General features: G+C 65.9%; 4 protein-coding genes and 6 pseudogenes. 4 read left to right on the top strand and 6 right to left on the bottom strand.

Features of this window, described 5'->3' with window-relative positions; all coding sequences use genetic code 11:
• Positions 1 to 58 precede the first annotated feature (58 nt).
• Positions 59 to 1,330 (bottom strand): IS256 family transposase, encoded by a 1,272-nt coding sequence (locus OG906_RS40610; RefSeq protein WP_329449194.1) that lies wholly within the window; start codon positions 1,328 to 1,330, stop codon positions 59 to 61.
• Between the two features lie 264 nt (positions 1,331 to 1,594).
• Between OG906_RS40610 and OG906_RS43880 the strand changes: the two are divergent.
• A pseudogene (locus tag OG906_RS43880) lies at positions 1,595 to 1,951 on the top strand (transposase); the annotation flags it as partial.
• 175 nt (positions 1,952 to 2,126) lie between these two features.
• Here OG906_RS43880 and OG906_RS40600 read toward each other — a convergent pair.
• Positions 2,127 to 3,224 (bottom strand): annotated as a pseudogene (locus OG906_RS40600) (IS701 family transposase).
• A gap of 415 nt (positions 3,225 to 3,639) precedes the next feature.
• Between OG906_RS40600 and OG906_RS40595 the strand changes: the two are divergent.
• Positions 3,640 to 4,732: pseudogene (locus tag OG906_RS40595) on the top strand (IS110 family transposase).
• A 108-nt stretch (positions 4,733 to 4,840) separates the two neighbouring features.
• On the opposite strand, the pseudogene OG906_RS43875 reads toward OG906_RS40595, so the two are convergent.
• Positions 4,841 to 5,101: pseudogene (locus OG906_RS43875) on the bottom strand (IS110 family transposase); the annotation flags it as partial.
• Between the two features lie 275 nt (positions 5,102 to 5,376).
• Here OG906_RS43875 and OG906_RS40590 point away from each other — a divergent pair.
• A complete protein-coding gene (locus tag OG906_RS40590; protein ID WP_329449164.1) occupies positions 5,377 to 6,132 on the top strand; it encodes a transposase family protein in 756 nt (251 codons plus the stop codon).
• 381 nt (positions 6,133 to 6,513) lie between these two features.
• Here the strand turns inward: OG906_RS40590 and OG906_RS40585 are convergent, their stop codons facing one another.
• Together OG906_RS40585 and OG906_RS40580 are read right to left on the bottom strand one after the other, a co-directional pair.
• Entirely contained in the window at positions 6,514 to 7,740 is a 1,227-nt protein-coding gene (locus tag OG906_RS40585) for an IS110 family transposase (protein ID WP_329449241.1), read from the bottom strand.
• Positions 7,741 to 8,072: 332 nt separating this feature from the next.
• Positions 8,073 to 8,587 (bottom strand): annotated as a pseudogene (locus OG906_RS40580) (winged helix-turn-helix domain-containing protein); the annotation flags it as partial.
• 133 nt (positions 8,588 to 8,720) lie between these two features.
• Here OG906_RS40580 and OG906_RS43870 point away from each other — a divergent pair.
• A protein-coding gene (locus OG906_RS43870; protein WP_443067513.1) for an IS630 family transposase occupies positions 8,721 to 9,823 on the top strand; the annotation gives its coding sequence in 2 pieces (ribosomal slippage) (positions 8,721 to 9,179 and positions 9,182 to 9,823; 1,101 coding nt in all).
• 1,374 nt (positions 9,824 to 11,197) lie between these two features.
• Here the strand turns inward: OG906_RS43870 and OG906_RS40565 are convergent.
• A pseudogene (locus tag OG906_RS40565) lies at positions 11,198 to 12,023 on the bottom strand (IS5 family transposase).
• Between the last annotated feature and the right edge of the window lie 133 nt (positions 12,024 to 12,156).

Here is a 12,156-nt window from a genome sequence, read left to right as displayed (position 1 = left end):
AGGCAGCGCCATTCGATGAAACAGGGCGTGTCAGCGATCTTGTGTAAGTCGCCTGGTGTCATTGGATGCTGAGCCGGTCCTCGAAGAAGAGTGAGAACTGGTTCAGTGCCTCTTTCCAGTGTGCGGCGACGTGGTTCGCGTCGCGCGCTGTCGGGTTGATCTGCTCGCGGACCGCGAGGTAGAGGACCTTCAACGCGGCCTGCTCCGAGGGGAAATGACCACGGTTCCGGGTGGCCTTGCGGAGCCGCGCGTTCATGGATTCGACCATGTTCGTGGAGTAGACCACGGTCCTTATGGCCGGCGGGAATGCCAGGTAGGGCGTGAACTCCGGCCAGGCCGACCGCCAGGTCCGCACGATCGCCGGATAGCGTTCACCCAGCTCAGAGGCCTCGAAAGCATCGATGGCCTGCTCGGCCGCCGCCTCGGTCGGGGCTGTGTAGACGGCCTTCAGGGCCGGGACCAGCTTCGGGTGGTCCCGCGACGAGGAGAGCCTGAGCGAGGCTCTCGTCAGGTGGATCACGCAGGTCTGGACGGTGGCCTTCGGCCAGGTCGCGGTGACCGCGTCGGGCAGGCCCTTCAACCCGTCACAGACCACGATGCAGACGTCCTCAATACCCCGATTTCGCAGCTCGGAGAGGACCGCCATCCAGGTGGTGGCTCCCTCGCCCTCGGAGCCGACCCACAGACCGAGGACGTCTTTGCGGCCGTCCATGTCGACGCCCACGGCCAGATAGACCGGCTTCGAGGTCACCGCACCAGAGCGGATTTTCACCCGCAGCGCGTCGATGTAGATGATCGGCCAGACCGCGTCCAGGGGCCGGTTCTGCCAGGTCACGAGTTCGTCGATCACGGCGTCGGTGACCTTGCTGATCAGGTCCGGGCTGACCTCGACGCCATAGATCTGGGCGAGGTGGGAGCGGATGTCGCGCACGCTCAACCCGCGGGCGTAGAGCGAGAGGATCCGGTCGTTGAACCCGGCGAGGCGGCGGGCGTTCTTCGGGACCAGCCTCGGTTCGAAGTCGCCGTTTCGGTCGCGCGGAATCGCCAGCGTGACGGCGCCGGCATCGGTCAGGACCGTCTTCGGCGAGGTTCCGTTGCGGGAGTTCCCCGACCCGTGACCTCCAAGATCTCCGCGTTCGTAGCCGAGGTGTTCGCTCATCTCGGCTTCCAGAGCCCGCTCCAGAACGGCCCTGGTGATCTCGGTCAGGAGCCCGCCCTCACCGAGAAGGGCCGCCCCGGAGGCGTCAGCTTTGTCGAGCAGCCGCTCGACCACCTCGTCGACCGTCTTGTCGCCGGCCACGGATGCGGCCGCTTCGTTTTTGTCTGCCATGACTCGTCCGATCCGCCTGGCCCACAGGCCCGAGGCCGAGCCCCGGGCCAGGCTTCCACATCACGGACTTACACGATCTTTCAGACACGCTCATGAAACACGCGCAGAAGCACGGCGCGTGGACGGGAGTGTCATGAATTAGGTGGGTTCCTTTCTCGAAGGAGTCATCTGATGGGAACGTCGATGGGTCACACGATCGGGATGGTCGGCGGCGTGTCGCTTGGCAAGGCCGATCAGGCCACTGAGGGTGCTGGTGTGAAGTCGATGCCCACGTCCCTGAATGGTCTGTCGCTCGAGTTGCTGGAAGAACTGGCCGCGCTCGCGGCGGAGAAGACCGCTTCCGGCGGTCTCCGGCTGATGGGCGAAGGAGGAATTCTCCCCGAGCTCGCTCAGCATCTTATGCAAGCCGCTCTCGAGGCGGAGATGGAACTGCATCTCGCCGACGAATCGCTCATCGCAGGCGGTCGGGGATCGCGTTCGGGTGGTAGCACGCGTAATGGCTACCGGGTGAAGAAGGTGATGACCGAGGTCGGGCCCGTGATCGTGAATGTCCCACGTGACCGCCTCGGCACGTTCCGCCCTGGACTGTTGCCGAAATACGCCCACCGAACGGGCGCCCTGTACTACAGGAGTGGTTCGGGGGCTCGTTGTCTGCGTCTCGCGTGGTGGAGCCGTTTTGCGATGGTCTGGTGGGTTCGGCGCCATAGGGATTGGGCGGCGATGAGGAGGGGGTCGTGCTGGACGTGCCAGAGGGTCTGGTGCAGGAGTCGGCGGATCTCCTCGGCGGTGTAGTCGATCAGCCGGAGGGCAGGACGGGGAGGTTCAGCGGTGGCCAGGTTATGGCGGGTTGGTCGGACATGTCCGTAGTGGAGGGTTCGTCGGCCTGCTTGAGCCGGGCGGTGCGGGTGGCGGTGACCGAGAGGAAAGCGAACGCGGCCATGGCCAGGGCGATGTGGCGGTGCCAGGGCTCCCAGTGGCGGACCTCGTACTGGTCCAGGCCGCAGTCGGACTTGGCGGTCTCGAAGCAGTCCTCCACGCCCCAGCGCATCCCGGCGACGTTCACGAGCGTGGACAAGGTGGTGCTCTCGCGGGCGTGGACGGCGAAGAAGGCGAGGTCGGACGGGTCGACGATCGAACGCCGCACCCGCAGCAGGTGCTGCCACCCCTTACGGGCCGGCCCGGCATCCGACGGCCACGCCACCTCGGCCAGCGCCCAGTCGTAGTACCGCTCGCCCCTCGACCCGCTTCCGCACGAACGCCGCTCGAACACCAGCGGTACGCTCACGGCCAGGGCATCGACCCGCACCAGCCCGGTCCCCGTCGTGAGGACGGTCTCATCACAGGGCACCGCCATCACATAGCCCTTGCCGCGGCGCTCGAGGGCCGACCGCAGGCCGCGGTCCCGCCCGTAGAGGCTGTCGGCGGCCACCCACGCGAACGGCACTCCCGCGCAGCGGGTGCGCTCCACCAGACGCCGGCCCAGTTCTGCCTTGGTGACCACGGCCTACGCCCGATCGGCCGGCACTCCGGCCTCCCGGCACCGCTCCGCATCCCCGGCCCACGTCTTGCCCAGGTAGAGCGCGAAGTCGATCAACGCCCGCCCGGCCGAGGTGACATACACGGCGAACACCGCGACCTGGCAGTTCTCCACCTGCCCGGTGATCCCCGCGTACTGCCTCGCGACACCCGCCGACTTCGTCCCCTTCTTCAGGAACGCGGTCTCGTCCAGGACCAGCACCGCCCCCGGATCACCGAGGTGTTCCACCACGAAGGCACGCACCCCGTCCCGCAACCCGCTCCAGCTCCACCTCGTCCGCCGCAGCAGGTCCTTCACCCGGTCCGGCGTCACATACCCCGCATGCACGGCGATCTGCCAGGAATTCTCCCGCTCCACCGGCCCCAGCAACGCCTTCACATACGCACACACGCGTTCCCGCGCAGGTCCTTCCGGCCGAACAAACCCCCGAGCGTGCCGAAGAAATCCTCGAACCACTCCGCCCACCGCTCCACATCACGCAACGTCTCCACAGACAGAACAACGACTCCCCCGTTATGTTTTTCGCGGTCCTGCAATGGGGCCGCTGGCCTCCGGGCCCGGTATGACTGTGTCCCCTCTGTCGAAGGCATGACCTGGGGGGTGGTGTCGCCGGGTCCGTGGGGTGCCGTCGGAGACGCTGATGAGAGACCCGGCCACCGTCCGGTCCGGCGCAATGCCGGGCAGTTCGCGGGCGGCAGGTCTGCATAACGTGGATGCGCGAGCACGGTGCCATCGCCGAGGCCGGCACGGTCAACACTTGCGGAAGGGTGCGATGTTAGAGACCGAAGGCATAGGCGTTTTCCTCGGGATGGACGTCGGCAAGACGGCCCATCACGGCCACGGGCTCACCCCGGCCGGGAAGAAGGTCTTCGACAAGCCGATGCCCAACAGCGAACCGAAGCTGCGGGCCGTCTTCGACAAGCTCAAGGCCAAGTTCGGCACCGTCCTGGTGATCGTGGACCAGCCCGCCTCGATCGGTGCCCTGCCGCTGACCGTCGCCCGTGACGCGGGCTGCGAGGTCGCCTACCTGCCCGGACTCGCGATGCGGCGGATCGCCGACCTCTACCCGGGCGAGGCGAAAACCGATTCCAAGGACGCCGCGGTGATCGCGGACGCGGCCCGGACCATGCCGCACATCCTGCGTTCGCTGGAACTGACCGACGAGATCACCGCCGAGCTCACGGTGCTGACCGGCTTGGCTCCTCGAACGCCACGGATCCCCGGCCGCTCTGCGGAAAGCCGGCCGCCGCCGACTCGTTGAACTGATCCGGCCCAAAGCCCCGCGCATGGCACAGCGGCTGATCGACGAGGTCTTCGACGCTCTCGACGAGCAGACCGTCATCGTTCCCGGAACCGGCACCCTCGACATCGTGATCCCGTCCCTGGCCGCTTCACTCGCCGCGGTCCATGACCAGCGCCGAGCCCTGGAAGCGCAGATCGGCAGCCTGCTGGAGGCTCACCCTCTTCACTCGGTCCTGACCTCGATGCCGGGAGTCGGAGTCAGGACCGCCGCCGTCCTGCTGGTCACCGTCGGCGACGGCACCGGCTTTCCAAGTGCCGCCCACCTCGCCTCCTACGCCGGTCTCGCCCCCACGACCAGATCCTCGGGGACCTCGATCCACGGCGAACACGCACCCCGCGGCGGAAACCGCCAACTCAAACGCGCAATGTTCCTCTCCGCCTTCGCCTGCATGAACGCCGACCCCCACCCACGCGCCTACTACGACCGGCAACGAGCCCGCGGCAAAACCCACACACAAGCCCTCCTGAGACTCGCCCGTCAACGCATCAGCGTCCTCTTCGCCATGCTCCGCGACGGCACCTTCTACGAATCCCGCACCCCCACCATCACCCTCGCCGCATAACCATCCCAAACACCCGCATACCAGGCACCACGTCCTTGACGAAAGACATAGAGACACCCCCCCCACCAACAGACACGGAAGCACTCCTGTAGTACTGGGATCGGTCTTGCGGCCCCGAATCCCTTTAAGATGAGCTGGATTGACCAGCATCAGATTCAAATGCGGTTGCAACAGGTAGTAGACCGAACGCCAGTAGTCCGAGGTCGCCTCCATCACCACCTCGACCTGCCGCTCCAGCAGCCAGGCCAGCAAGCGCCGGACTTCAGCAGTCGTAGTACCGAATCGTTCGGTCTCCAAGGACCAGCTGCCAGCCCGTTTCGTGCTCGGCGTCCGTACACATGCGAGCAGGAACCGCCTGCCCAGGCCCACTCCCGCGGACCAGGGCTTCGGCAAAGTGACGGATCGTCCGATTGGTCATGGTCTGCGGCGGGTGGGCCAGTTCGGACGTGAAGCAGGCACGGACTTCCAAGATCATGGAGTTCTCGACGCCCCGTAATCCCGATGGAAAATCTTGAGGCTTATTCACGGGGGTTCGTGGCTCGATTTCCTTGATCTTGAAGAGGCTCCGCTCGGTAGCCTGATGTTTGCGACGACATCAGATCACTACCGGGGCGGGGCGGTTGAGGTGGGACGTTACGACAGGGTTGGACGGGGATCAGCTGGGCGGGCTGGTGGAGCGGGTCCATCGGGCGTTGGTGGAGGATGTGGACCGGACGGTGGTGCCGGGGCGGATGTGGGCACTGGGGCTGTACAAGTCGGTGGTGCTCGTCCTGTTCATGTTGCGGCAGAACACCGTCCAGGAGGCGGCCGCGGAGTTGTTCGGGGTCTCCCAGGCCACTGTCTCCAGGCGGTGGACGGCGCTGCTGCCGGTGGTGGAGAAGGTCCTGGCCGAACACGTCCCGGATCCGGCGGAGGTGTCGGCCGGCCGGGTCGTCCTGATCGACGGCACCCTGGTGACCACCTGGCACTGGGCCGGCGAGGGCACTTCGATGTTCTCCGGCAAGCACCGTGACACCGGCTTCAACCTTCAGGTCGCGGCCACGCTTGCCGGGGACCTTCTCGCGGTCTCGGCGCCCGTGCCGGGTTCACGGCACGACATGTACGCATGGCGGCAGTCCCACTTCCCCGACGCGTTCGCCGACCGGGAGGACATCGGCGACCTGGGCTACGTCGGCTCCGGCATGCTCACCGCGCGGCGGAAGCCACCCGGCCGGGAACGGCCCACCGGCGACAAGGTGCTCAACCAGAGCATCGGCACGCTCCGCACAGCCGTCGAGCGGGCGATCGCGCACCTGAAGGACTGGAAGATCCTCGCCACCCGCTACCGCGGCCCCCTCCAAGCCTTCCCCCTCATCACCAGGACCATCACCGCCCTCACCTTCTACAAGAAAGGCTGGTAGAACCCCGTGAATAGGGCTCCGGTGGTTCCCGTGTTCACTGTGATTCGCTCGTCGAAGTAGGAGCCCGACTATATCCCTGCGGCATCGCCACGAGTACGCCGTAGTCCTCCCTCATGGCCTCCCGGACGGCTTCGAAATACCGGCCAAGGAGTTCCCCGCCGCCCTCGGGCGGCGAGTGCGCACCGCTTCCGGCCCAGATCCACCAGGTTTCGAGCCGGTGTCATCGTTAAGAGACGTAAAGACGCCGGTTCCTCGCGTACTCCTCCTCGTCCCGCTCGCCGGACCCGCACCATCTGGCAGTACTGGCACGTCCCGGCTTTGTCAGGGCCGCTCCCGCCCTCCCCGGCATCACCCGGATCAGACACCCCATGTCGTTTCAGATCAAGCGGCATGGAGGTATGCGTAGTGCGACCAGGCGGTCGCCTCGTCGTAGAGTGTTCGAGTCTTGAGGCATCCGTGGAGGATTCCGACGAGCCGGTTGCCGAGCTGTCGGAGGGCCCCGTTGTAGCCGACATCACGGGCGCGCTGTTTGTCGTAGTAGGCCCGGCCGCCGGGAGATCTGTTCAGTGCGGAGAACGCCTGGGCCTGCAACGCGTCGGCGAGTCGGTTGTTGCGCACGAAGCGGGCCTGGACCGTGTGGCTCTTGCCCGAGGCCCGGGTGATCGGGCTGGTGCCGGCATAGTTCTTCCGCGCCTTGGCGGACGCATAGCGGGTGGGGTCGTCTCCGAATTCGGCGAGCACCCGGGCACCGCTGACCTCTCCCATGCCGGGCATGGAGAGGTAGATCTCAGCGTCCGGGTGCGCATGGAAATGGGCTTTCACCTGCGCTTCCAGGGTGGCTATCTCCTCGTTCAGGCTGATCAACAGCCGGGCGTGAGCCGTCACAGTGGCCGAGTAGGCGGCGGTCACCGGCTCAGCCAGCCCAAGGTGCTGCGTACGCAGCGCCGTCTGGATGTCGGCTGCCTTCGCCGTCCGGTTGCGCCGGCGGGCGCGGGCCAGAGCAGCTGTGATCTGGGAGCGAGTCAGCTTCGCTGCGGCTTGCGGCGTGGGCGCCTTGACGAGCAGTTCCAGTGCGTCCGCGCCGAGCAGAGTGAGGTCGGCGTAGGCATTCAGGGCGGCAGGGAAGTACTCGCGCAGTGCGTTACGCAACCGCTGGAAGATGCGAGTGCGTTCCCAGATGAGAGTCTGGTGGGCGCGGGCAACGACCTTGATGGCCTGGGCCTGCTCGCTGTCTCCGGCGATGGGCCGCAGCTGGTCACGGTCGATGCGGACCATGTCCGCCAAGGCGTGTGCGTCGCCCTTGTCGCTCTTGGCGCCCGATGTGCCGTACCGCTCCTTGAAACGGGCGACCTGTCGGGGGTTGATCGCGTAGACCTGGTAGCCGGCGGCTATCAGGGCCTGGACCCATGGCCCGCGGTCGGTCTCGATCCCGACGATGACGGAGCTGGATTCGAGATCCTCACCGCCGTGCTTCGCGACGAGCTCGTGGAGCTTGGCGACGCCGTCCACGCCCTCGGGGAGCTTGGCGACAACCAGCTTCCGGCCCGTCTCGTCCTGGACCTCGACGTCATGGTGATCCTCAGCCCAGTCATCGCCGATCAGCAGCAACGCGCTCTCCCTTGTCAGCACTTCGCCTGTGTGGTGCAGCCTGCGGAAGACACGGCGCGCGGCCTAATGGATCCAGTGCTCACGCCGAACTCGGCGGGCACGCCACCCCATCAGCGGTCTGGCCTTCCGGCCGACCAGCAGGGGCACGGTCTGATCCCAGAAATCGAACGCTTCCGGCAACCTGAGTGCTCACCTGCTGGCGGCTACAGCACCGAGTCTTACCGACCCGGCGGCTCCCATTAGGCTGCCCTCAGCTCCACCTCGCTGCTACGACAGGTCAGCGGTGAACGTCTCTCACCTCCACACGAAACACAGCGCCTCACGGCGCAATTCGAAGACGATCCAGGCCCCGAGCGCCGCCGCGGTGGTTCCAGGTGCGGCCACACGTCCTTCACCCCGCCGGCCACCGCCGCCTCGTCGCGCTCGACCGCGCGACGGGCCGGAACCTGATCGCTCCAGCCACCACGCCGCAGCATCTGGGAGATGCCCGACAACGTCATGGACTCGTGGAACCGGCGGCCGATCAGCGTCTTGATCCGAGCGAGCTTCCACCGCTGGTCTGGCCAGCCGTGAGCGACCGGGCCCTTGGCCAACTCCGCCTCAAGCAGCGCGAACAGTCGGTCATCAGCTTCGGACGGGACATCGGACCGCGGGAACGGACCGCGTCCTGGCCGGCCTCCCTCCAGGACCGCCTCCACCGCTGAACCGAACGAGCGCTGACCCGTAACTCCTTCGCGATCTCCGTACTGCCGCGTCCGTCAGCGAACATGGCGACCGCTTCCATCCGGACCCGCTCGCGGAAAGCTTGTCTCTCCGCGGTCAGACCCCCACCCTGCGGATACCTCATACCTCCGGCATACCGCGACGATCACCAACCGTCAGCCCCCACGACAAGACGACTTCAAGGTCAGTACTCAGGTTGAACTCGTAGTGTCGGCGTGGCTGCTGACGGGTTGTGATGCCTGCGGTATGTCATGGGGATGAGGTATGCGCAGGCGGGCGGGTGTACGCCCGAGGAGCAGGCGGCGCGTGAGCGGTTGAGGCTGGAGGCGGCCGAGTGGTTCGCACGTGGGGAGACCACGGTCAAGATCGCCCGGGAGCTGAGGGTGTCCGATCGCTCGGTGTTGCGGTGGCGGCGGGTGTGGGAGTCGGGCGGGGTGGAGGCCCTGCGCTCCAGGGGGCCGGTGTCGGTGGAGAGGCTGTCCGCGGGGCAGTGGGCCAGGCTGGAGGCGGAGCTGGCGCGGGGTCCGCTGGTGCATGGTTTCGAGGACGACCAGCGGTGGACGCTGAAGCGGATCAAGCTGCTGATCGGCCGGATGTTCCATGTCGGCTATACGGTGCAGGGGGTGTGGAAGCTGCTGCGCCGGCACGGCTGGAGCTGCCAGGTCCCGGTGCGTCGGGCCGTCGAGCGGGACGAGGCCTCCATCGAGGTGTGGAAAGAGCAGGTGTGGCCGGAGGTAAAAGAGCGGCGGCGGACCTGGGTGCCCACATCTGCTTCGAAGACGAGGCAGGACAGGCCCTGAGCCCGCCGCGGGGACGCACCTGGGCACCACGCGGCCGACGCCCCACGGTGCGGGTGCGGGGCCGGGGCCGCGGACGCGTGAACATCGCCGGCGTCAGCTGCTACCGGCCCGGCCACCGCACCCACTTCTTCTACAAGCTGCACGTCTACCACGGCCGTAAGAATGAGCCCAAGAGCTTCTCCTGGCAGGACTACCGCGACCTCATCACGGCCACCCACCAGCAGCTCGGCACCCCGATCGTGTGGTGCTGGGACAACCTGTCCGTCCACCTGCGCCAGGAGCTGGCGGACTACGCCGAAGAGAACAAGGACTGGCTGCGGATCTACCAGCTCCCCAGCTATGCGCCCGACCTCAACCCCACCGAAGGCGTCTGGTCCCTGCTCAAACGGTCGATCACCAACTTCGTCGCCGCCGACCTCGCCGGTCTCAACCGCATCATCAAGCGCAAGCTCAAGAAGATCCAGTACCGGCCCGAGCTGATCGACGGCTGCCTCGCCCAGACCGGGCTGACCATGGAGCCCACCATGATCACCCAAACCGACACTACGAGTTCAACCTGAGTAGCTATCGGATCGGAGTTCACAATTGCGCAAGATTGCACCACCCGCACATCCACATGCTGCACAGGCTCTTTCCACTAGCAGCTGTGCCAGGTTTACTTGGACGCGGCCCACTCTGGCCAAGCGGGGTACTAGCTTGCTTCTCCGGCTGTCCCTCGGGGATAGCCTCCCCATCATGGTTACCATCGGTGATAATCGGAAGACCCGGCGTCCGTTTGGCCGCCCGAGTGCCAGCTGCCCTAATAAGGCACCCGTGCCGCGTGTGGCGTGACGATTCAGGAGGGGATCGCGTGAGCCGGAAGCCGAATGCCCGATTGCAACTTCTGCTTCAGAGGGCGACTGGAGGGGGAAATTAGCGGCATCGATACGCTTGATACCAGCCGATCATGGACAGCACATTGCGTGTAGCGCCTCCAATGCTTTCAGGAGGCTCGCCCGCGCCCGTCCTCGTCCGCCTGTGTCGACATTCCTCATCGAGCGTCCATCAAGGGAGAACGCGACGAACCGTCACGGCTTTCGAAGCTGAGTTGTCCCCGGTCGAGACGACATCATGGGTGGCTCTTCCGTGGGAGGATGAATCGGGTACGGGCTTTCGGTCCTTACCGGGCTGAGTCGGATCCCGTTCGGCCCGTGAATGCTCCCAGCGTGTACAGCATCACCGCACTCGCCGTCCCAGGCCCCCGGCATCCGCAACCGTATATGTGCGCAAGTCTCCGACGCTGGCCGGTATATTTTCGACGCGACAGCAGACCGACCAGATACACGCCTGACCAAGTTTCGCAGACTTGACGAGAATTTACGGTGGCGAAAACGCGCGCTGCGCACTGATCGTCGGGTCATCATGGTCCATCCTTTTCGACCCCACACTCGTCACGATGTCGCCGATCTCGTCCAGCAGGCACAACTCCCCTGAGCGGCGAAGGACGCCCAGGTAACCCGCCGCCGAGGGAACGACTGCACGAACTAACCGCCCACCGTGAAGCCGAATGCCGAGCCATAGTGGTGGGTGCGGATGCACGAGAGAGTAAACAGACGGATCCTGCATGAGCGAAACATGCCATCCCGAACAGTCGCCACCTGCGCAGGGACACAGCCCCTGCACGCAGATTCATCCGAACGGGAGAACAGATTCGGAATGTTCGCGCACTGAGCCCTTTCAACTCGCCTAACAAAAGGGTGACAGGCATCCTGCATCGCTACAGATCGTAGGCGTACATGCTGCTGATCCGAAGCCCCAGCTGAAAACGCTCACTTTTTTGGACAGGCTCAGCGCTCCGCAGGGACTTACACAGTACTGGCCTTGCTCTCTCCTGCCTGTTCGTCGGTGGAGATACGGCTGAACGTTGTCGATCTGGCAGACGACAGTAAGAACTGCTATCGGAATGACTTCAGGCGCCGCCAGCAGATGAGCGAGCAAGCGAGGCTGAGGAACGCCTCGTGGATATCGTCCCGTACTTTCCCGCGGATCCGCAGCCTGCGGAACCAGTGGAGGTCGGAGAAGGTCCGCTCGACGACCCGCAGTCGGTGCCGAGGCCGGATCCGTGGGACGCCGCGTCGGGCGATGACGGGTTCTACGCCCAGGGCCCAGGCCAGACGCCGGTACTTGTCGTGGTCGTAGCCGCGATCCCAGAGCACCGTGTCCGGGCGTCGGCGCGGCCGACCCCCGTTGCCACGGACCGGTGGGACGGCCTGGAGCAGGGGGGTGAACTGGGTGACGTCGTTGCGGTTCCCGCCGGTCAAGGTCGCGGCAAACGAAGTTCCGGTGGCATCGGTGATCAGGTGGTGCTTGCTGCCGTTCCTACCCCGGTCAACGGGGCTTCGCCCTGTCTTGGAGCCCCCTTTAACGCGCGTATGTGAGAGCCGTCGACCACGGCCCGCGAGAGGTCCAGGGCGCCGGCACCGCGGAGCCGGGCCAGAAGGGTTTCGTGCAGCGGGGCCAGACGCTGGCCTCGGTCCACTCCGCCAGGCGTCGCCAGCAAGTCATGCCCGAGCCGAAACCGAGCTCCTACGGGAGGTGTTCCTACGCGATCCCGGTGTGCAGGACGAACAGGATCCCCTGGAACACCAGCCGGTCCAGATGCCGTTTCAGCCCCGGATGACGAACCCGCCGCTCGACCTTCGGCAGGAGCGGCTCGATCACCGCCCAGAACTCATCGTTCACTTCCCACGGCTTTCGCCGACCCGCTCCGCACCCCCAGATCAAGGTTCCCAGAGCCAGCTAACCAGCCCAAAGATCATTTCGTTAGGGGTTGTAAGGGGGGTCACGACGCAGGCCGGACGGTGTGGGATTCCGGGCGGGTTGACGAACACGTCCCACCACCCTCCGCCTCGGT

The sequence above is a fragment of the Streptomyces sp. NBC_01426 genome (genome assembly GCF_036231985.1).
Taxonomy (GTDB): Bacteria; Actinomycetota; Actinomycetes; order Streptomycetales; family Streptomycetaceae; genus Streptomyces.
The sequence above is the reverse complement of the archived record's forward strand: the minus strand, read 5'-3'. Positions and strand labels throughout refer to the sequence as shown.

Bases quoted from the DNA above. Each gene is read 5' to 3' on its own strand.
- OG906_RS40610 (WP_329449194.1), bottom strand. From the start codon at position 1,330: ATGGCAGACAAAAACGAAGCGGCCGCATCCGTGGCCGGCGACAAGACG.